The 19,580-nt window shown below is 61.8% G+C and carries 19 protein-coding genes; 8 read left to right on the forward strand and 11 right to left on the reverse strand.

Annotation, left to right across the window (positions count from 1 at the left end; translation table 11 throughout):
• Together AC1DUR_RS09735 and AC1DUR_RS09740 are read right to left on the reverse strand one after the other, a co-directional pair.
• Positions 1-945 (reverse strand): sugar kinase, encoded by a 945-nt coding sequence (locus tag AC1DUR_RS09735; RefSeq protein WP_477718699.1) that lies wholly within the window; start codon positions 943-945, stop codon positions 1-3.
• A 178-nt stretch (positions 946-1,123) separates the two neighbouring features.
• On the reverse strand, positions 1,124-2,200 hold the full coding sequence (locus AC1DUR_RS09740) for a LacI family DNA-binding transcriptional regulator (RefSeq protein ID WP_477718700.1): 1,077 nt from the start codon (positions 2,198-2,200) through the stop codon (positions 1,124-1,126).
• Positions 2,201-2,501: 301 nt separating this feature from the next.
• On the opposite strand from AC1DUR_RS09740, the gene AC1DUR_RS09745 reads away from it, so the two are divergent.
• On the forward strand, positions 2,502-2,711 hold the full coding sequence (locus AC1DUR_RS09745) for a hypothetical protein (protein ID WP_477718701.1): 210 nt from the start codon (positions 2,502-2,504) through the stop codon (positions 2,709-2,711).
• Positions 2,712-3,256: 545 nt separating this feature from the next.
• Here the strand turns inward: AC1DUR_RS09745 and AC1DUR_RS09750 are convergent.
• Positions 3,257-3,433 (reverse strand): hypothetical protein, encoded by a 177-nt coding sequence (locus AC1DUR_RS09750; RefSeq protein WP_477718702.1) that lies wholly within the window; start codon positions 3,431-3,433, stop codon positions 3,257-3,259.
• Between the two features lie 269 nt (positions 3,434-3,702).
• Positions 3,703-4,041 (reverse strand): KGG domain-containing protein, encoded by a 339-nt coding sequence (locus AC1DUR_RS09755; RefSeq protein WP_477718703.1) that lies wholly within the window; start codon positions 4,039-4,041, stop codon positions 3,703-3,705.
• A gap of 412 nt (positions 4,042-4,453) precedes the next feature.
• Between AC1DUR_RS09755 and AC1DUR_RS09760 the strand changes: the two genes are divergently transcribed.
• Positions 4,454-4,756, forward strand: a complete 303-nt coding sequence (locus AC1DUR_RS09760) for a hypothetical protein (RefSeq protein ID WP_477718704.1) — start codon at positions 4,454-4,456, stop codon at positions 4,754-4,756.
• 101 nt (positions 4,757-4,857) lie between these two features.
• On the opposite strand, the gene AC1DUR_RS09765 is transcribed toward AC1DUR_RS09760, so the two are convergent.
• From AC1DUR_RS09765 to AC1DUR_RS09775, 3 genes are all read right to left on the reverse strand, one after another.
• Complete coding sequence (locus AC1DUR_RS09765) at positions 4,858-5,757, reverse strand: sulfurtransferase (protein ID WP_477718705.1); 900 nt, start codon at positions 5,755-5,757, stop codon at positions 4,858-4,860.
• 23 nt (positions 5,758-5,780) lie between these two features.
• Positions 5,781-6,692 carry a DMT family transporter gene (locus tag AC1DUR_RS09770; RefSeq protein WP_477718706.1) on the reverse strand — a complete coding sequence of 304 codons (912 nt, stop codon included), beginning with the start codon at positions 6,690-6,692 and terminating at the stop codon, positions 5,781-5,783.
• 100 nt (positions 6,693-6,792) lie between these two features.
• Entirely contained in the window at positions 6,793-7,923 is a 1,131-nt protein-coding gene (locus tag AC1DUR_RS09775) for an aromatic ring-hydroxylating oxygenase subunit alpha (RefSeq protein ID WP_477718707.1), read from the reverse strand.
• Between the two features lie 282 nt (positions 7,924-8,205).
• Between AC1DUR_RS09775 and AC1DUR_RS09780 the strand changes: the two genes are divergently transcribed.
• From AC1DUR_RS09780 to AC1DUR_RS09805, 6 genes are all read left to right on the forward strand, one after another.
• On the forward strand, positions 8,206-8,481 hold the full coding sequence (locus tag AC1DUR_RS09780; RefSeq protein ID WP_477721530.1) for an exodeoxyribonuclease VII small subunit: 276 nt from the start codon (positions 8,206-8,208) through the stop codon (positions 8,479-8,481).
• A gap of 71 nt (positions 8,482-8,552) precedes the next feature.
• Complete coding sequence (locus AC1DUR_RS09785; RefSeq protein ID WP_477718709.1) at positions 8,553-9,473, forward strand: polyprenyl synthetase family protein; 921 nt, start codon at positions 8,553-8,555, stop codon at positions 9,471-9,473.
• 45 nt (positions 9,474-9,518) lie between these two features.
• Positions 9,519-11,417: a 1-deoxy-D-xylulose-5-phosphate synthase gene (gene dxs, locus AC1DUR_RS09790; RefSeq protein ID WP_477718710.1), complete on the forward strand. Its 1,899-nt coding sequence runs from the start codon at positions 9,519-9,521 to the stop codon at positions 11,415-11,417.
• A 510-nt stretch (positions 11,418-11,927) separates the two neighbouring features.
• Complete coding sequence (locus AC1DUR_RS09795; protein WP_477718711.1) at positions 11,928-13,007, forward strand: TRAP transporter substrate-binding protein; 1,080 nt, start codon at positions 11,928-11,930, stop codon at positions 13,005-13,007.
• A 221-nt stretch (positions 13,008-13,228) separates the two neighbouring features.
• Positions 13,229-14,308, forward strand: coding sequence for a TRAP transporter substrate-binding protein (locus AC1DUR_RS09800; RefSeq protein ID WP_477718712.1), 1,080 nt, complete (start codon positions 13,229-13,231; stop codon positions 14,306-14,308).
• 252 nt (positions 14,309-14,560) lie between these two features.
• Positions 14,561-15,640 (forward strand): TRAP transporter substrate-binding protein, encoded by a 1,080-nt coding sequence (locus AC1DUR_RS09805; protein WP_477718713.1) that lies wholly within the window; start codon positions 14,561-14,563, stop codon positions 15,638-15,640.
• A gap of 51 nt (positions 15,641-15,691) precedes the next feature.
• Here AC1DUR_RS09805 and AC1DUR_RS09810 read toward each other — a convergent pair whose 3' ends face one another.
• The 4 genes from AC1DUR_RS09810 to selD all read right to left on the reverse strand — a co-directional run bounded on the left by AC1DUR_RS09810 (position 15,692) and on the right by selD (position 19,573).
• Positions 15,692-16,189 (reverse strand): hypothetical protein, encoded by a 498-nt coding sequence (locus AC1DUR_RS09810; protein WP_477718714.1) that lies wholly within the window; start codon positions 16,187-16,189, stop codon positions 15,692-15,694.
• On the reverse strand, positions 16,186-17,712 hold the full coding sequence (locus tag AC1DUR_RS09815; RefSeq protein ID WP_477718715.1) for a TRAP transporter large permease: 1,527 nt from the start codon (positions 17,710-17,712) through the stop codon (positions 16,186-16,188). The genes AC1DUR_RS09810 and AC1DUR_RS09815 overlap by 4 nt, the downstream gene beginning before the upstream one ends.
• Positions 17,713-17,758: 46 nt before the next feature.
• Entirely contained in the window at positions 17,759-18,298 is a 540-nt protein-coding gene (locus AC1DUR_RS09820) for a TRAP transporter small permease subunit (RefSeq protein WP_477718716.1), read from the reverse strand.
• Positions 18,299-18,499: 201 nt separating this feature from the next.
• Positions 18,500-19,573, reverse strand: coding sequence for a selenide, water dikinase SelD (selD, locus tag AC1DUR_RS09825; RefSeq protein WP_477718717.1), 1,074 nt, complete (start codon positions 19,571-19,573; stop codon positions 18,500-18,502).
• Positions 19,574-19,580 lie beyond the last annotated feature (7 nt).

The following is a 19,580-nucleotide window of genomic DNA, read 5'->3' on the forward strand; positions in this document are numbered from 1 at the left end:
TTAAAGCCTTGCGGCGTTGAGTTCGGCGCGCGTCGGCAGGCCTTCGCTGTCGCCCAGCACCTGCACCGCGCGTGCGCCAATCCAGGCGCCGCGCTTCACGGCCTCGGGCACGTCCAGGCCGTCGAGCAGCGCGCTGATCACGCCCACCGCAAAGCCGTCACCGGCGCCCACGGTATCCACCACTTCGGCCACCGGAAAACCCGCCACACGGCCGCTGCCGGCTTCGCCCTCAAAGTAGGCCCCGTCTGCGCCGAGCTTGACCACGACCAGCTTCGCACCGAGCTGGCGGTAAAAGCGGGCGACGCCTTCGGGCGTGGTTTCGCCGGTCAGGAAGCGGCCTTCTTCCATGCCGGGCAGCACCCAGTCGGCGCGCGTGGCCAGGTCGTTGATGGCGTCGCGCATCAACTCGGGCGTGGCCCACAGCGTGGGGCGCAGGTTGGGGTCGAACGACACGCTGCGGCCGGCGGCGCGCATCAGATCCATGGTCTTGCGGGCAACGGGCAGGGTGGTGGCCGAGATGGCCGGAAACACGCCGGTGGCATGCAGGTGGCGGGCCGACAGCAGCCAGGCTTCGTCAATGTCATTCACGCCCATGTAGCTGGCGGCCGAGCCCTTGCGGTGGTATTCCGTCGGCGGGTCGCTGCCATCGGTGACCTTGCCCTTGAACTGGAAGCCGGTTTTTTGCGTCGCATCGCAGACCACGTGCGAGCAGTCGATGCCTTCGGCGGCCATGGCGGCCAGCAGATAACGGCCCATGGAGTCTGTGCCCAGGCGGCTGGCCCAGCCGACCTTCAGGCCCAGGCGCGCCAGGCCGATGGCGACATTGGTCTCAGCACCGGCGGTGCGCTTGTGAAAGGCCTCGGCATGCTCGAGCGGGCCGGGCCGGTCGGCAACCAGCAGCATCATGGCTTCGCCAAAAGTAATAACGTCCAGCGTACTGGTCATGAGGGGGCTCTCCTGCTGTTGGGTGAAAGCGTGGGGCCGCGGCTTTGAAGGTTTTGAAGCAGCGGGCCGGATAGACTTGATTGTGAAATCGGTTTCAGTGAATTATAAAAGAAGCATGACTTGCGCCGCAACCGGGAATCTCCAGGGTTCCCAGGCATTCTTCCCGTAAATCTGGCGGCTAGGCAGTCCGGTGAGGCACGGAGGAGCCGCGCGGCACCAGCCGGCCGGACAGCAAAATCTGGCGCGGCGGCAGGTCCAGGCCTTTGAGGCGCTCAATCAGGCAGCCGGCGGCCAGCTGGCCCAGTTCGTCGGTCGGCTGGGCGATGGTGCTCAGGCCCGGGCCCACATAAGGCGACCATTCGGTTTCGTCAAAACCCACCAGGCCCACGTCGGAGCCGAAGCGCCAGCCCAGCCGCGCCATGGCCGCCACGACTCGCAGGGTCACCACGGCGTTGCTGGAGACCACGCCAGGTGGGCGTTCGCCGGCGCGCTGGCGCAAGTCACGCAGGGCCTGGTCCAGCCCTTGCGTGTCGTCTGCCACGCTTTCAAACGTGTGGCCTGCCAGCCCTGGCGTATCCGCCGCAGACTCGCCGATAAAGTTGCGAAACGCGCTTTCGCGCTCCATGCGCGAGCTCACATCCTTCAGCGGCTCCGAGACAAAAAGCAGCTCGCGGTAGCCGGCGTCCACCAGGTGGCGGGCGCCCAGCTGCACGGCGCCGGCGTTGTCGAGCGACACGAAGTCGGCCTGCATGTCCTGGTGGCGCCGGTCCACCAGCACCACTGGCTTGCCATGGTGCGCGGCCTCGGCGGCGGCGCCGGCATCGCGCCCCAGCGTGTTCAGAATCAGCCCTTCCACCTGGTAGGCGGTCAGGGCCTCGATGGCCTCGGTCTCACGCCGGCTGTCGTTGCCCAGGTTGAACAGCATGAGCAGGTAACCGGCCTCCTGACAGGCTTTTTCGGCACCCCGCAGCACCGCCACGGAATATGGGTTGGTCACATCGGCCACCACCAGGCCAATCAGGCGCGAGCGGCCCCGTTTCAGCGCCTGGGCCATGGGGCTGGGGCTGAAGCCCAGCGCGGCGACGGCGACTTCCACGCGAGCCGCAATGTCCGGCGTGAGCAACCTCTCGCGATGGTTCAGAAACCGTGACACCGTGGCTTTGGAGACACCCGCCTCCCGCGCCACATCAGCGATGGTGGCGCGGGCCGAAGGCTGCGCGGCGGAAATAGGGTGCAAAGTTTTCTTGCCGGTCATGGGGTGGGGATGGCAGGTTCTGAAACCAGTTTCAGCGAATGGTAGCACCAGTCTGTTCCTCAATGGCTGTCGATCTGACGCGAGATTTGACGAATGGTGGCGCTCGGCCCGAACTGATGGGCCAGAACCACTTTCCTGCGGATTTTTTTTTGGGGGGTCGGCGGTTAGTAGCGCCACCGCGCCGTGTCAGCCGGCAGCTGACAAACACAGGGCCTGGCCGCCTATAACTCCGGGCGGCGGCTGGCGCGAATATTCCATGTAGCTCCATGCAACTTCCATGCAAACCAGCCAAGGAACCGCCATGAATCTGAATCTGAATCCGCACCCGGCTTCGGAAGCCGAACATTTTGCTGGCCGGCGGACTGCTCGTGCGCCTGAAGCCCCGGCCAAGGTCCGCAGCCGCCATCCCCTGTTGCGGGCATGCATTGCCTTTTTGATTGCGGCACTGGCCAGCATGGCCGCCTCTGCTGTGGTGCACAACATGCTGCCATCCATGCTGGCTGGGGGGTGATGGTGGCCGCCTCCAGCCCCTCTCTTGATCGCGGTGTGCCCATCGGAACGGGGTCGTCCGATGAGCCTGCGCAGGTTAGCGGGGCAGATACGCCGGTGGCCGCTGCTGACAGTGCGGTCCCGGAAAGAGGGCCCCGCAGCCTGTCAAGAAACCATGAAGAGCCGGAACTCAGGAGCGAGCCCGACCTTCCCTCGGACGGCCCTGATGAGGAAGGGGAGGCCATGATCCGCGAATTGCCGCTCCGGCCCGAGTTGTCTGATCCGCCCGCACAGCCCGAACCCGAACCGACGGAAAAGAAATAGCCATGGCCACCAGCCCTGATGTGCCGCCACCCGAGCCCGTACCACCGTTGTCCACGCCGCCTGATCCCGGTGAGGTGCAGCCCACGCCCATGCCCATCGACATCGGATAAGGACCAACCGGCGCAAGGCCGTCTTCCTGCGCGTCATGGTCATGGAGTAGCGCTTACCGGCAATACCGCGCGCCGGCCCCTGTCGTGCGGAGCCGCGGCGCAACACGACCGGAAGCCAAAAGGCGGACGCAGTCTAGGACTTGCGGCCCGAGCCTGATTTTTTCCCGCCGCCGGTGGTTTTGTTCACTGTGGCCCAGGCACGTTTTTCGGCTGTGGCTTTGCTGACGCCCTGTTTTTCATAGCCTTCCCCGATATGTTCGGCCTGGCGTTTTTGCTTGTCGGTGTAGCTTGACTTGTCTCCGCGTGGCATGGCGCTCTCCAGGGTTAGGGTGAGGGGGACTTGCGCTCTTTATGAAATCACCTTGCCGCGGCGGCGGTGTCAACCAGTATTGACGCTGCGTGTAGGACAAGTATCCATGCAGGCCGTTGAACCGGCGCACCGGCATGACCCTCTGAGGACCAGGCGGGCGTTGACGCAAGGCCGCTATGAGCCAGCCGGGCTCCCGGTCATCCTTTTCAAAGTTGAGGCGAAAAAACGGGGCGACTATCGCCCCGCTGTCAGGCTGTGCAAGCGGGAGGTCAGCTGCGGCCGCTCTGATTACCCCCTGGGTTGCCTGGCTGATCGATTGTCTGATTGCCTTTGTCCGCCTGGCTGCTGCCCTGGTTTCTGCTGCGGTGACCGCCGCTGGCCTGGCCTCCTTTGCGGCCCGCCTCGCTGGCTTCCTCGGAGGTGAACTGATGGGCCTTGCCGCTCTGGTGCGCAGCCTTGCCCCCTTCGCTGGCAATTTCCCGCTGACGTTGCGGGTCCATCGCGGCGAAACCTCGCTCGGACTTGCCGCTGCGCTGGCTGTCGCCCCGGTTATCCCCCTGGTTCTGGTTACCCTGGTTGCCTTGATTCCCTTGGTTGCTGGAAGCCATTAAAAAGTCTCCTTCAGGATTGAAACAACGCTTTGACTGACGAATTACTCCGGTCGCGTTGCTGTTGAAGTGGCGGGCACCATTGCCCGCCACACTTTCAATTTAGGGGTGCCAGGGGGAGCTATCTGTCAGTCCTGCCGGGCTGGCGATGTAGGACAGACGGAAGACGAAATTCGATGCAAATCCCGATGGCTGGCGCGGGAATTTGCCTTGCTATCGGCCCCCAGCCCCGTCAGGCCAGGCCGCATCGGCATACAGCACAGCGACGCTGGGCGCAATAGCTGCCCGGCAGCAGGCGAAAAATCCCTACAGACGGGCAAGGCAGCGTCTCATGGGGAAAACGTGCAGTCTGGTTACATTGAAATCTGGCTGAACACCCGGCCAATCCCCGTTTAAAAAAGGAAATACCTACATGCACGCATCCAAATTGAAATCCGCTGCCACGATGGCGCTGGCCTTGTCTGCTTTGCTGGCGCTGGGCGCTTGCGGCAAGAAAGTGGACGACGCCGCCACGAAATCGACACCCTCGCCGGAGCCCATGACAAGTCCTTCCACCACGCCCGGCTCCACAGGTTCCACCAGCGGTTCTACCGGGTCTACGGGTTCTACCGGTTCCAGTGGCGGCGCCATGTCGGGCAGCACCCCCATGGGAACCGATACGACGGGTTCAGCAGCGACTCCCCCGGCATCGGCAGCCAGCGGCGCCCGCAACTGATTCGTCGCTGGATCGTCCCGCAGCGCAGGATGAGAAAGCTGCCAGAAAACTCCAGGGCGTTGTGCGCGCCACGGCGTTTTTTCAGCAGGGCCTGAAGGGTTTCAGCCCTGCGCCACCGGCCGGTCCGGGTCGCTGCACCAGTCGCTCCAGCTGCCCGCATACAGGCCTGTGCGACCCAGACCCGCGACTTCCATCGCGATCAGGTTGGGCACCGCACTGACACCGCTACCGCAGTGGTGAACGACGGTGGCCGGATCGCGCTGGCCCAGCAAGGCTTCAAACTCGGCTTTCAGTTGCGCTGCCGGTTTGAATTTGCCGTCGGCGCCGAGGTTCTGGCTGAAAGGCCGGTTCAGCGCACCGGGAATGTGGCCGGCCACCGGGTCCAGTGGCTCCACCTCGCCCCTGAAACGGGGTGCGGCACGTGCATCTATCAGTGTCTGGCCGGGGCGTCCGAGCCGTTCGGCCACGGTCTGCGCATCGACGAGCTTGGCCCGCGCAGGGGAGAGCAGAAAAGTCGCCGCAAAGTGCGCGGGTTCTTCGCCGCTGTTGACGTCGCCTCCCGCTGCCTGCCAGGCCTGCAGCCCGCCATCGAGCACCGCCACCCTGTCGTGGCCGGCCCATTTGAGCATCCACCACAGCCGGCCGCAGTAGTTGGCACCATTGCGGTCGTAGACGACGGCCTGCATGTCATTGGCAAAGCCGACGCTGGACAGCCAGGTGGCAAATTTTTCACGATTGGGCAGCGGGTGGCGCCCGCCTGAAGCGGGGGCGTCGGCGCCGGTGGCCGTGATCACGCCATGGGCGCCCGGCACCCCGTGCCTGGCGGTCAGGGCCTTGTCCAGGTCGGCGTACACGGCGCCGGGAATGTGCGCCTCCAGGTATTGCTGTTCTCCAGCGTGCGGCTGCATCAGGTCAAAGCTGCAGTCAAACACGCGCAGGCGTTGGCCCCGGGCCATCAGCCCCTGCAGCCGCTCCGCAGAAATCAGGGTGGTGTAGTTCATCTCAATGCTCCTTCACTTGCAGGTCAATGCTCTTCGGCGGGCGCGTTAGGTGCCGCATTTGCCCGCAGCACGGTGGCAACAATCGCGCTGACAATAATGAGCGCCATGCCGGCCCAACCCATCAGGGGAATATTGTCGCCAAACAGGATCAAGCTGTAGAGCGCCGCAAACACAATGCCAGAGTACTGCAGGTTGGCGACCATCAGGGTTCCGCCATGGCCATCGGAGGTGGAAGACATCGAATACGCCTTGGTCATGGCCAGTTGGCCGAGAGAAGCCAGAATTCCCAACGGGGGCAGCCAGAGCGCATGTTGCCAGTGCCAGGGCGAAATCCCCGTGACCAGCATGCCCAAGGCGCCAGCCACCGTAGTACCCACTGCAAAATAAAATACTGTACGCGTTTCGGGCTCACCCATGCGCGAAATCGCCATCACCTGCATGTAGGCAAATGCGGCCCCCAGTCCGGACAGCAGTCCCACGAGGCCGGCAAGGGTCTGGTTCTGGTCCATGGCGGGGCGCAGCAGCATGACCACGCCGGCGAAGCTGGCGAGAATTGCCAGTACCAGCGGGCCCTGGCTGGTTCCCCGCTTGTTGGGGCGACCGAGCATGAGCGAGCCGCCCACCAAAAACGCGGCAATCCAGACGCTGCTCATGTAGTTGAGCGTCATGGCGGTGGCCAGCGGCAGGTGTGCAATGGCATAAAACCAGGCCGACAGCGCCACCACGCCGACAACGCTTCGCCACGCATGCATGGCGGGCACGCTGGTGCGCAGGGAGGTGCCGGCGGCGCGGGCATAGGCGGCCATGAAAAGAATGCCCAGCACGCCGCGGTAAAACACCAGCTCGGCGCTGTTGAAGTGCTGGGAGGCGTACTTGACGCAAACTCCCATCGTGGCAAACAGGAACGAGGAGGCGATCATCCAGACGGCTTGCATCGTGTGTGGTCGTCCGCAGATTTTTCAGGCGTAAAAAAAGGCCGTAACCCGGTACGGGTCCGGGTTGGCAGCCATCAAGTGCATAGCGAGGGGCATGCCCTCAGATCATTTGCGTGGTTTTGCTGGCGCCCATTTCGCGGCGATACCACTCGTGAAAGTGCTGCATGCCGTCTTCCATGGGGCTCTGGTAGGGGCCGAACTCGTTGTCGCCGCGCTGCATCAGCGCCTTGCGGCCGGCGTCCATGCGCAGCGCGATTTCGTCGTCCTCCACGCAGGTTTCCATGTAGGCGGCCTGCTGCGCTTCGATGAACTCGCGCTCGAAGGCGCAGATTTCCTCGGGGTAGAAAAACTCGACCACGTTGAGTGTCTTGTCGGGGCCCTGCGGGTGCAGCGTGCTGACCACCAGCACATGCGGGTACCACTCGACCATCACGTGCGGATAGTAGGTGAGCCAGATCGCGCCGTATTTGGGTGCCACGCCCTGGCGGTATTGCAGCACGACGTCATGCCATTTTTTGTAGGTGTCGGTGCCGGGCTTGCCCAGCTTGTCGGACACGCCCACGGTTTGCACCGAGTAACTGGGTTTTAGTTCCCAGCGCAGATCTTCCGTGGTGACAAACCCGCCTAGCCCGGGGTGGAAAGGGCCCACATGGTAGTCCTCAAGGTAGACCTCGATAAAGGTCTTCCAGTTGTAGTTGCATTCATGCAGGTGGACCTTGTCCAGCTGGTAGCCGGCAAAATCCAGGTCGGCCCTTGTGGCCAGCTGCGACATCTCGCCGGCGATGTCCCGGCCGTTGTCTTCGAACACCAGGCCATTCCAGGTGGTGGTTTTGTAGCGGTTGAGGTTCAGGCAGGGATCAATTTCGAAGTGCGGTGCGCCGATCAGTTCGCCCGAGGTGTTGTAGGTCCAGCGGTGCAGCGGGCACACGATGTTGCTGTCGGCCCCGTTGCCCAAAGAGCCGCGCCCCTGCAGCATGGTCGACTGGCGATGCCTGCAGACATTGGAAATCAGTTCAATGCCTGACCTGTTGCGCACCAGTGCGCGGCCTTCACCCTCATGGGGCAGCGCATAAAAGTCGCCCAGGTTGGGTACCGCGAGCTCATGGCCCAGGTAGCGCGGCCCGCGGGCAAACAGCTTTTGCTGCTCCCGCTGGTACAGGCCGGTGTCAAAGTAGCTGGAGATGGGGAGCTGGCTGGTGGCCTGCAGCAGGCGAAGGCTTAGATCAGACATGCAATTTTGGTGGACATGCCGCAGCAGGCGGGCTTGGGGGGCAGGTAAATCGGCAGGCTGGGCAACCGCCAATGGGGGGAACAAAGCTGGAGGGCTGCACTGCGGGCCCGAGGCGACGTTATCAAGTGCTGTTATCGAGAACTATTATCAATTGTACCCCTGTGGGGGGTGGGGGGATATTCCCAACCCGTCATCGGATAATAGTGTTGTGCCTCCGAGAACCCGCCGGGGAACCTAAAACGGACCTGCAACGGCCTAAAATCACACCTCCACCCAATTACCATGGCCAAAAGCTCCCCTTCTCCTGTCCCTGCCGCTGCTTCAGCAACCAGCGGATCATCGGCGCCTCCATTACCTGCCAGCTATGAAGCTGCCCTGCAGGAGCTTGAGGGGCTGGTGGCTGGCCTCGAGTCGGGCCAGTTGCCGCTGGACCAACTGCTCACGGGCTACCAGCGTGGGGCGCAGTTGCTGAAGTTTTGCCGCGACAAGCTTGAGGCCGTGGAAACCCAGATCAAGGTCCTGGAGGGCACGGAACTCAAGCCCTGGGTACAAGAGTAGGGCGAGAGTAAGAGTAATTTCCAGGGTCACCCCTGAATACAAGTCATCAGAGACCATACAGAGACCATAGCTTGAACGCCCCTGAAAAACTGCCTTTGTTCACGTTGAGCGCCTGGAGCGCACAGCAGCTTGAGACCATCGAGCAGGCCTTGTCCCGCTGGGTGGCTTGCCCGACCGATGCGCCGGCACCCGCAGGCCTGGGCGATGCCATGCGTTATGCCGTGCTCGACGGCGGCAAGCGCCTGCGTCCGCTGCTGGTGATGGCTGCCTGCGAAGCCGTGAACGGCAATACCGGTGCTGCGCTGCGCTCAGCCTGTGCGGTCGAGCTGATTCATGCGTACTCGCTGGTGCATGACGACATGCCGTGCATGGACAACGACGTGCTGCGCCGTGGCAAACCGACGGTGCACGTCAAGTTCGGCGAGGCGCAGGCGCTGCTTGCGGGTGACGCCCTGCAAGCGCTGGCCTTTGAATTCCTCACTCCCGACGATGGCTCGGTGAATGCCGCCACGCAGGCACGCCTGTGCCGCATGCTGGCGCAGGCCGCGGGCTTTCAGGGCATGGCCGGTGGTCAGGCGATAGACCTGGCCAGTGTGGGCCTGCCCTTGACGTCCGGGCAACTGCATGAAATGCACCGCCTCAAAACCGGCGCACTGCTGCAGGCCAGCGTGATGATGGGCGCGGCCTGCGGCGCCGCACCGCTCGCCGCGCAACAAGCTCTGCGTGATTACGGCGCGTCGGTCGGCCTCGCATTCCAGGTGGTGGACGACATTCTCGATGTCACCGCCGACTCGGCCACGCTGGGTAAAACAGCCGGCAAGGACGCGGCCCAGGACAAGCCCACTTTTGTCTCGCTGATGGGACTGCAGGCGTCCAAAGACTACGCGCAGCAATTGCTGGGCAAGGCGCTGACCAGTCTTGATGCCAGCGGGCTTGGCAACACCGATGCATTGCGCGCGCTGGCCGACATGCTGGTCAATCGCCACCACTAGGATCCGGGAGCCGGGGACCGGCCTCGCCATAACAGACACACCACGATGTACCCATTGCTCGAAACCATCAACAGCCCCGCAGACCTGCGCAGGCTGCCCCGCGCCCAGCTCAAGGCCCTGGCTGACGAGTTGCGAGCCTTCGTGCTCGACAGCGTTTCCAAGACCGGTGGGCATCTGAGCTCCAACCTTGGCACGGTGGAACTGACGGTGGCGCTGCACTATGTTTTCAACACGCCCGAGGACCGGCTGGTCTGGGATGTGGGCCACCAGACCTATCCGCACAAAATCCTCACGGGGCGGCGCGATCGCATGGGCAGCCTGCGCCAGTTCGGCGGTTTGTCGGGTTTTCCGCGCCGGGACGAGAGTCCGTACGACACCTTCGGCACTGCGCATTCCTCGACCTCGATTTCTGCCGCGCTGGGCATGGCGCTGGCCGCCCACCAACAGGGGGAAGACCGCCATGCGGTCGCCATCATCGGTGACGGTGCCATGAGCGCCGGCATGGCCTTTGAAGCCCTGAACAACGCGGGCGTGCATGACGACTGCAAGTTGCTGGTGGTGCTCAACGACAACGACATGAGCATCAGCCCGCCCGTCGGAGCCCTGAACCGCTACCTGGCGCAATTGATGAGCGGCCGCTTTTATGCGTCGGCCAAAAATGTCGGCAAGCAGGTGCTCAGGGTGGCGCCGCCGCTGCTTGAACTGGCCAAACGCCTGGAGGCGCATGCCAAGGGCATGGTGGTGCCCGCCACGCTGTTTGAAAATTTCGGATTCAATTACATCGGACCGATTGACGGCCATGATCTGGAGTCCCTGATTCCCACGCTGGAAAACATCAAGCACCTCAAGGGCCCGCAGTTTCTGCACGTCGTCACCAAGAAAGGCCAGGGGTACAAGCTGGCCGAAGCGGACCCGGTGGCCTACCATGGCCCCGGAAAATTTGACCCGGCCATGGGCCTGCAGAAATCCAGCGCACCCGCCAGGAAAACCTTCACGCAGGTGTTCGGCCAGTGGCTGTGCGACATGGCGGAGCAGGACAAGCGCCTGGTTGGCATCACACCCGCGATGCGGGAAGGCTCGGGCATGGTGGAGTTTCACAAGCGCTTCCCGGGGCGCTACCACGACGTGGGCATTGCCGAGCAGCATGCGGTGACCTTTGCAGCCGGCATGGCCTGCGAAGGGCTCAAGCCAGTGGTCGCGATTTATTCGACCTTTTTGCAGCGTGGCTATGACCAGCTGATTCACGACGTGGCGCTGCAAAACCTGCCGGTGGTGTTTGCACTCGACCGCGCCGGCCTGGTCGGCGCCGACGGTGCCACGCATGCGGGCGCCTACGACATTCCGTTTTTGCGCTGCGTTCCCAACATGAGCGTGGCGTGTCCGGCCGATGAGAACGAGTGCCGAAAGCTGTTGAGTTCGGCGTTTGAGCAAAACCATCCGGTGGCCGTGCGCTATCCGCGCGGTGCGGGCGCCGGCGTCGAGCCCGAGCCGGGCCTGCAGCCGCTGCCCTTTGGCAAAGGCGAGATTCGCCGCGAAGGTTCAGGCATCGCGATCCTGGCGTTTGGCACGCTGCTCTATCCTGCCTTGCAGGCGGCCGAGAAGCTGGGTGCCACCGTGGTCAACATGCGCTGGGCCAAGCCGCTGGATACCGAATTGCTGCTCAAGGTGGCGGCTGGCCACGAGGCACTGGTCACGCTGGAAGAGGGCGCCATCATGGGCGGGGCCGGCAGTGCCGTGGGCGAAGCGTTGCAGGCCGCCGGCCTCGTCAAACCGCTGTTGCACCTGGGCCTAAAGGACGAATTCATCGAGCATGGCGACCCCGCCAAGCTGCTGGCGCTGCAAGGCCTGGACGCGGCCGGTATTGAAGCGGCCATTACCGCGCGCTTTGCCGCGCTGCTGGAGTCCGGCAAGCCTGCCAAGCCGGCACTCAAGTCGGTCGCCTGAGTTCTCACATCTCTTCACTGGTTGAATCTAGTGTGGTGTTGCACGCTATCCGGTACATAAAACCGCGTCTTTTTGCCCATGGCGGCGTTGCAAATCCTCGCAATAGTGGAACTATTGCTGTGGTTTGCGCCTTGCCCTGAACAAAAATCCATCGGTTTTATTTGTACCGTCAAGCATGCAACACCACACTAGCGTCCAGTTTTCTGCAGGATGCCCTCGATACCTCAGGGTGAACGGCGGAGAAGGCGAACGCGAGGTTTCTACATTCCAGCCGGGGCCGCGGAACCGGCTTCGCTGGGCCGCAGGCGCAGCGGCCCCCTCGGGGGGGCAGAGAGCTACGCGCAGCGAGCGAACGTGGGGCCACGCCGACAGCTTCCCGTCAGGTCTTCGAGGGTAAACCCGAGGGGGTGCAGTACGCCCCATTTTTACAATTCCCGAGGTCTTAGCAAACTGCGCCACTGGCCAATCTGGCCAGTGCAGATTTCAATTCACAACTCGGAGTAAATCCTGATGGATCGTCGTTCCCTCATCAAGCATGCCGGCATTGCGGGCGTTCTGGCCGCTGGCGTCGCGCCTGCTGTTCACGCACAGGCCGCGGTTCGCTGGCGCCTCGCCTCGAGCTTTCCCAAGTCGCTGGACACCATTTACGGTGGCGCAGAAACTTTTGCCAGGCATGTCAAAGCCGTGTCCGGCGGCAAGTTTGAGATTTCTGTCCACGCTGCCGGCGAGTTGATGCCTGCTTTTGGTGTGGTCGATGGCGTGCAGCAGGGCTCGATTGAGGCTGCCCATACGGCGCCATATTACTTTTTCGGCAAGGATGAAACCTTTGCCATTGGCGGTGCGATTCCCTTTGGCCTGAACAGCCGCCAGATGAGTGCCTGGAGTTTCGAGGGCAACGGGCTGAAGCTGATGCGCGAGTTTTATGCCAGGTACAACATGATCAGTTTCCCTTGCGGCAACACCGGCGCCCAGATGGGTGGCTGGTACCGCAAGGAAATCAAGTCGCTGGCCGACATGAAGGGCCTGAAGTTCCGCGTGGGAGGTTTCGCCGGTAAAGTCATTGAACGCCTGGGCGGCGTGCCGCAGAACATTCCCGGCGGCGAGATTTATCAGGCGCTGGAAAAAGGCACCATCGATGCTGCCGAATGGATCGGCCCCTACGATGACCAGAAGCTGGGCTTCAACAAGGTGGCGCCGAACTACTACTACCCTGGCTGGTGGGAGGGCGGCTTGCAGCTCGACCTGTACATCAACCAGAAAGCGTATGACGCGCTGACGCCCGAGTTCAAGGCCATTGTGGAAGTTGCCAGTGCCGCAGCGCATGTGGACATGCAGGCCAAATACGACACCAAAAACCCGACGGCCCTGAAGCAGCTCGTAGGTGCCGGCGCCAAGCTCCGCCCCTTCCCGGCCGATGTCATGAACGCGGCCTTCAAGGAATCCATGAAGCTCTATGAAGAGCTGTCCGCCAAGAATGAGAATTGGCGCAAGGTGTATGCGGACTACGCGAAGTTCCGCGGCGACCAGAACCTGTGGTTCCGCTTCACCGAAGCAACGTTTGACCGTTTCATGCAGGGCCAGAAGATGTAGCACAGTGTTGCGCTTTTGAGTCGTCGAAAAACCGCAGCAAGCTGCGGTTTTTTTATGAGCGTCTACGGGTAAAAACCGGGGTCCGGTGATTTTTAAACTGACAAAATGTCGAGGCTTCGCCTGATCGTTACAGGTTGTCTTGCAATGTCTTGACCTCCTGAGCACGGTTCTGGCGAATCAAGGTCTAGCAAAACATTACATAACGTTCTAGGAGAGACTTCATGGATCGTCGTTCCCTTATCAAAAATGCCGGCTTGGCCGGTGTGCTGGCAGCCGGTGTCGCACCCGCAGTGCATGCGCAGGCTGCCATTCGCTGGCGGCTGGCTTCGAGCTTCCCCAAGTCGCTGGACACCATTTTTGGTGCGGCTGACATCTTCGCCAAATCCGTCAAAGCCATGTCGGGCGGCAAGTTTGAAATCTCGGTGCATGCCGCTGGCGAATTGATGCCGGCTTTTGGCGTGGTCGATGGCGTACAGCAGGGCTCCATTGAATGCGCCCACACAGCGCCTTACTATTTCTTTGGCAAGGACGAAACCTTTGCGCTGGGCTGCGCCATTCCTTTCGGCCTGAACAGCCGCCAGATGACGGCCTGGATGTACGAGGGCAACGGCATGAAGCTGATGCGCGAGTTCTACGCCAAGTTCAACATTATCAATTTCCCCGGCGGCAATACCGGCGCCCAGATGGGTGGTTGGTACCGCAAGGAAATCAAGTCGCTCAAGGACATCAAGGGCATGAAAATGCGCATCGGTGGCTTCGGTGGCAAAGTGCTTGAGCGCATTGGCGGCGTGCCCCAGAACATTCCTGGAGGCGAGATTTATGCCGCGCTGGAAAAAGGCACGATCGACGCCGCCGAATGGGTGGGTCCGTACGATGACCAGAAGCTGGGCTTCAACAAGGTGGCGCCCAACTACTACTACCCAGGCTGGTGGGAAGGTGGTCCCCAGTTGGACTTCTTCATCAACAACAAGGCATTTGAAGCACTGTCCCCGGAAAACAAGGCGATTGTGGAAGCAGCGGCAGCCCAGGCCCACTCTGACATGCAGGCCAAGTACGATGCCCGCAACCCTGCTGCGCTCAAGCAGTTGGTGGGGGCCGGTACCAAGTTGCGCCCCTTCCCCAAGGACGTGATGAACGCCGCTTTCAAGGAGTCCATGGAGCTGTACAGCGAGTTGTCGGCCAAGAACGAGAACTGGCGCAAGGTCTACGCTGACTTTTCGAAGTTCCGTGCCGAGCAGCACCTGTGGTTCCGTTTCACCGAGGGCACGTTTGACCGCTTCATGCAGGAACAAAAACTGTAATTGAAGACTCCGGCCTGAGACTCCGGCCCTTTTTAAAAAACCGCATTTCGATGCGGTTTTTTTATGGGAGATTTGTCTGCGGGCGGTGACTATTTCGCGGGGAAAAGATATGTTCAAATAGGTTTCTCGCCGCCCGTGAAGTCAGAAAAAACGGGTCATGAATCCGCGTGATGGCTATCGGGTGAGGCGGAAATGAGGCAGAAAAATTGTTTTGTTTTTGTTGTTAGTTGACACATTCCCCAGGAGTACAACATGGATCGTCGCTCACTCATCAAAAACGCCGGTATCGCCGGTGTGCTGGCTGCCGGTGTTGCACCCGCGGTACATGCGCAGGCGGCCATTCGTTGGCGCCTGGCGTCGAGCTTCCCCAAGTCGCTGGACACGCTGTTTGGCGGTGCCGAGACCTTTGCCAAAGCCGTGCGCACCATGTCCGGCGGCAAGTTTGAAATCTCCACCCACGCCGCCGGCGAGCTGATGCCTGCTTTTGGCGTGGTGGATGGCGTGCAGCAGGGTTCGGTGGAAATGGCCCAAACCGCGCCTTATTACTTTTTCGGCAAGGACGAAACCTTTACGCTGGGTTGCGCGATTCCGTTCGGCCTGAACAGCCGCCAGCTCACCGCCTGGATGTACGAAGGCAACGGCCTGAAGCTGATGCGCGAGTTCTACGCCAAATACAACATCATCAACTTCCCCGGCGGCAACACGGGTGCCCAGATGGGTGGCTGGTTCCGCAAGGAGATCAAAAGCGTCAAGGACCTGAAGGGCCTGAAGTTCCGCATCGGCGGCTTCGCCGGCAAGGTCATGGAACGCATGGGTGTGGTGCCGCAGAACATTCCGGGCGGTGAAATCTACACCTCGCTTGAAAAGGGCACGATCGACGCGGCCGAGTGGGTTGGCCCTTACGATGACCAGAAGCTGGGCTTTGTGAAGGTCGCCCCGTTTTACTACTATCCCGGTTTCTGGGAAGGCTCTGCGCAACTGGATTTCTTTATCAACCAGAAGGCCTGGGACAGCCTGTCGGCTGAAAACAAGGGCATTGTCGAGGCCGCGTGCTCGCAGGCTCACATCGACATCCAGGCCAAGTACGACGCCCGCAATCCGCTGGCGCTGAAACAGCTGGTCGCCAGTGGCGCCAAGCTGCGGCCGTTCCCGACGGACATGATGAACGAAGCGTTCAAGCATTCCATGACGATCTACGAAGAAACCTCGGCCAAGAACGAAAGCTTCAAGAAGATTTACGCCGACCTGTCCAAGTTCCGGGCTGACCAGAACCTGTGGTTCCGCTTCACCGAAGGCACCTTCGACCGCTTCATGCAGGCGCAAAAGCTCTGAGGATTTCCCGCTCGCCCTCCCGCAAGTCAAAGCCGCCTTCGGGCGGCTTTTTCATGGGCGGTTGCGGAATGCCTTGAGTTCTGCAATCAGGCGTTCGAATTGGGCGATCATCTGTGGGTCGGCGGCGTAGAACACGTCGAACTTGCCCATCAGGGTACGCACATACAGCCGCGGCGCGATCAGCCAGTCCAGGCCGGGCACGCGGATCAGTTTGCCGAAGGCCAGCTCGCGCAGCTCCATCTTTTTGTTCCAGATCCACGTCTGCTGCAGCATCTGCCCGTCAAGCCGGGTGACGCTGCGCAGGATGCACCACCATGTGTAGAACATCATTGCCATCGCGGCCAGCACCCAGACCAGCATGGAAGCTGCGCCGCCCGTCACCTTGCCGCCCCACCACAGTTGTGCAAACCAGCCCGCCGCTCCGAATACCACGGCACTGGCCAGCAGCTTGAACAGGCGCGAAAAGGCGGGACCTTCGACCGCAGGGGCTCCGGAGGGCGTGAAGCGAAAGGGCGGTGGCCCCAGCGCTTCAAGAGGGGTGTTGTTCATTTCTTGAACAGCTCGTCGAGCTTCTTCTGCTCGTCGGCGGCGTTCTGGGTGTCGCGCTGACCCTGCGTTTCGCCCGGATTGAGCTCGGCAGGCTTGTCATCGATGGCTTCAGCGGGCATCTCGATCTTCACCTTGTCGATGTCGATCTTTTCCTCTTTGTCGAGAAACACGGTGACGGTTTGCGGCACGAAAATCACAATCGTCACGAGCACCAGCTGCATCGCTACCCAGGGAATGGCGCCGAGGTAGATGTCGTTGGACTTGATGGCTTTGGGAATGCGGCCTTCCTTGAACAGCGTGTCGGCAATACCGCGCAGGTAAAACAGCGCAAAGCCGAACGGTGGATGCATGAAGCTGGTCTGCATGTTCACGCACAGCAGCACGCCGAACCAGATCAGGTCAATGCCCAGCTTGTCGGCGACGGGGCCGAGCATGGGCAGGATGATGAAGGCGATCTCGAAGAAGTCGAGGAAGAAGGCCAGGAAGAAAATAAAGAGGTTGACAGCGATCAGGAAGCCGGTCTGACCACCGGGCAGGCCACTGAGCATGTGCTCCACCCATTTGGCGCCGTCCACTCCCTGAAACACCATGGAAAAGACGCGAGCGCCGATCAGGATAAACACCACCATGGCGGTCAGCCGCATGGTACCGAGCATGGCTTCCCAGATCAGCGCGCGGGTCAGTCGCTTATGCATGGCCGCCAGGATCAGCGCGCCCACCACGCCCATGGCGCCGGCTTCCGTAGGAGTAGCGATGGCGGTGTTGATTCCTGGCAGACCGCCCATGGAACCCAGCACGGCGAAAATGAGAATTGCAGACGGGATGATGCCGCGCAGGCATTTGGCCCACAGGGGCCAGCCGTTCAGGGTACGGGCATCTTTGGGCACGCCTGGTATATGGTGGGGTTTGAAGACACCCAGCATGAAGGTGTAGCCGGCAAAAATCAGCACCTGAAGGATGGAGGGGCCCCAAGCGCCCTTGTACATGTCGCCGACGGAGCGGCCCAGCTGGTCGGCCATGACAATCAGCACCAGCGACGGCGGTACCAGCTGGGTGATGGTGCCGGAGGCGGCCAGCACACCGGTGGCATAACGCATGTTGTAGCCGTAGCGGATCATTACGGGCAGCGAGATCAACGCCATGGCAATCACCTGGCCGGCGACTGTGCCGGTGATGGCGCCCAGGATGAAGCCGACAATAATGACCGAGTAGCCCAGCCCGCCCTTGGCCGGGCCAAACAGCTGACCCATGGAGTCAAGCATGTCTTCCGCCAGCCCGCACTTCTCCAGGATGGCGCCCATGAAGGTAAAGAAGGGAATGGCCAGCAGCAACTCGTTCGACAGGATGCCGAACATGTTGAGCGGAAGGTTGGACATGAAGCTGGCCGGGAACCAGCCCATCTGAATGGCCAGGAAGCCTGAGCCCAGCCCAAGTGCGGCTAGCGAGAAGGCGACCGGGAAGCCGATCAGCATGATCAGCACGAGGCCCGCGAACATGATCGGGGCAAAATTTTCCATCTGCATTTGGTGGTCCTGAGAGTATTTTTTTCTGGATGAACGATGGAGCGGGTTATTGAACCGGCTTTTCGTAGTGGGTGTCCATCTCGAACTTGCCCTGCAGGTAGCAGATGCGCTTGATGATTTCGGACAGGCCCTGGACAAACATCAGGCCGAAACCGAGCGGCAGCAGCAGCATGGCGGGCCAGCGGATCAGGCCACCGGCATTGGGCGACATCTCGCCCGACTGGTACATGCTCACAAACAGCGGCCAGCTCAGGTAGGACAACAGGCCCATGACGGGAAGCAGAAAGAAGATCAGGCCAAACAGGTCGACATAGACAGGCCCGTAACCCTTGAGCTTGCCGTAAATGATGTCGACGCGCACATGCTCATTGAGCTTGAGCACCACTGGCGCACCCAGCATGACCATGGCCGCGAACAGATACCACTGGATTTCGAGCCAGGCATTGGAGCTGATGTCCAGGCCATAACGCACGAAGGCGTTGCCGGCTGAAATCAGCGCGGCCAGCAGCACCGTCCAGGCGGCGATTTTGCCAAACCGGGTGGAAATCCAGTCATAGGCGAGGGCGAGTTTGAGTAATGCGGACACGGACTGTCTCCGAAAAGTTTTTTTTGAATGAAGAAGTGCCCGCGAGCGGTCACCAAGGCCTGAATGGTACGCTGTCTGCCTCGTGCGCCACTGAATAAAGACTGACAAAAAAGTTTCGGGTTTACCCTAGTTTTCTTGCGCTGCCCGGCCCTGTGTTCGGGCCTTATTCCGGCGCAGCAGACCGGGCGTTAGTTTTTAGTGTCAGTAGACGCTAAGGCCATGCCCCGTGGTGACCTCGCCAATCACGGCGGCCTCGCCAAAACCCTGGGCCTGAAAAATCGCCATGACCTCGGCTGCAGCATCCGGGCTGCAGGACACCAGCAAGCCGCCGGAGGTTTGCGGATCGCTGAGCAGCGCCCGGTCCACCTCGGCAAAGGAGGAGGGCAAGGTGATCTCCTGGCCATAACTGGCCCAGTTGCGCCCCGACGCGCCGGTGATGCAGCCTTGCGCCGCCAGTTCGCGCGCACCGGCGATGAGCGGGATGCGGGACCACTCGAGCCTGGCCTGCAGGCCGGCGCCGCGCGCCAGTTCCAGCCCGTGGCCGGCCAGGCCGAAGCCCGTGATGTCGGTCAGCGCATGCACGCCTTCGAGCTGGGCCAGTGCGATACCGGGCTTGTTGAGCTGGGTGGTCAGGGCGATCATGCGGGCATATCCTTCGGCGGGAAGGACTTCCTTCTTGAGCGCAGCCGACAGAATGCCGATGCCTAGGGGTTTGCCCAGCACCAGCACGTCGCCGGCGCGGGCGCCCGAGTTTTTCTTGACCCGCGAGGGGTGAACCAGGCCCATCACGACGAGGCCATAGATCGGTTCCACCGAATCAATGGTGTGGCCGCCCGCAATCGGAATGCCGGCATCGCGGCAGACATCCTGCCCGCCGCGCAGGATGGCGCCAATGGTTTCCAGCGGCAGCACGTTGATGGGCATGCCCACCAGGCCCAGCGCCATGATGGGCGTGCCACCCATGGCATACACGTCGCTGATCGCGTTGGTTGCGGCGATGCGGCCGAAGTCGTAGGGGTCGTCCACGATGGGCATGAAGAAGTCGGTGGTGGCGATCAGCGCCTGCTCGTCATTGAGCTGGTAAACGGCGGCGTCGTCAGCGGTTTCAATGCCGACCAGCAACTGTGGCGGGATCGGCAGGTTGCTGGAATTTTTGAGGATCTCGCTGAGCACGCCCGGGGCAATCTTGCAGCCACAGCCGCCGCCGTGCGAAAGGCTGGTCAATCGGGGCGTGGCGGGCGGGGTCGTTGTCGAAATCGGGTCGGGCGCATTCATGATGAGT

The organism is Polaromonas sp. P4_F4 (assembly GCF_056401355.1).

Bases quoted from the DNA above. Each gene is read 5' to 3' on its own strand.
- AC1DUR_RS09765 (WP_477718705.1), bottom strand. From the start codon at position 5,757: ATGAACTACACCACCCTGATTTCTGCGGAGCGGCTGCAGGGGCTGATG.
- AC1DUR_RS09755 (WP_477718703.1), bottom strand. From the start codon at position 4,041: ATGGCTTCCAGCAACCAAGGGAATCAAGGCAACCAGGGTAACCAGAAC.
- AC1DUR_RS09780 (WP_477721530.1), top strand. From the start codon at position 8,206: ATGGCCAAAAGCTCCCCTTCTCCTGTCCCTGCCGCTGCTTCAGCAACC.
- AC1DUR_RS09795 (WP_477718711.1), top strand. From the start codon at position 11,928: ATGGATCGTCGTTCCCTCATCAAGCATGCCGGCATTGCGGGCGTTCTG.
- AC1DUR_RS09815 (WP_477718715.1), bottom strand. From the start codon at position 17,712: ATGCAGATGGAAAATTTTGCCCCGATCATGTTCGCGGGCCTCGTGCTG.
- AC1DUR_RS09775 (WP_477718707.1), bottom strand. From the start codon at position 7,923: ATGTCTGATCTAAGCCTTCGCCTGCTGCAGGCCACCAGCCAGCTCCCC.
- AC1DUR_RS09770 (WP_477718706.1), bottom strand. From the start codon at position 6,692: ATGCAAGCCGTCTGGATGATCGCCTCCTCGTTCCTGTTTGCCACGATG.
- AC1DUR_RS09745 (WP_477718701.1), top strand. From the start codon at position 2,502: ATGAATCTGAATCTGAATCCGCACCCGGCTTCGGAAGCCGAACATTTT.
- AC1DUR_RS09740 (WP_477718700.1), bottom strand. From the start codon at position 2,200: ATGACCGGCAAGAAAACTTTGCACCCTATTTCCGCCGCGCAGCCTTCG.
- AC1DUR_RS09810 (WP_477718714.1), bottom strand. From the start codon at position 16,189: ATGAACAACACCCCTCTTGAAGCGCTGGGGCCACCGCCCTTTCGCTTC.
- AC1DUR_RS09805 (WP_477718713.1), top strand. From the start codon at position 14,561: ATGGATCGTCGCTCACTCATCAAAAACGCCGGTATCGCCGGTGTGCTG.
- AC1DUR_RS09760 (WP_477718704.1), top strand. From the start codon at position 4,454: ATGCACGCATCCAAATTGAAATCCGCTGCCACGATGGCGCTGGCCTTG.
- AC1DUR_RS09750 (WP_477718702.1), bottom strand. From the start codon at position 3,433: ATGCCACGCGGAGACAAGTCAAGCTACACCGACAAGCAAAAACGCCAG.
- dxs (WP_477718710.1), top strand. From the start codon at position 9,519: ATGTACCCATTGCTCGAAACCATCAACAGCCCCGCAGACCTGCGCAGG.
- AC1DUR_RS09800 (WP_477718712.1), top strand. From the start codon at position 13,229: ATGGATCGTCGTTCCCTTATCAAAAATGCCGGCTTGGCCGGTGTGCTG.
- selD (WP_477718717.1), bottom strand. From the start codon at position 19,573: ATGAATGCGCCCGACCCGATTTCGACAACGACCCCGCCCGCCACGCCC.
- AC1DUR_RS09735 (WP_477718699.1), bottom strand. From the start codon at position 945: ATGACCAGTACGCTGGACGTTATTACTTTTGGCGAAGCCATGATGCTG.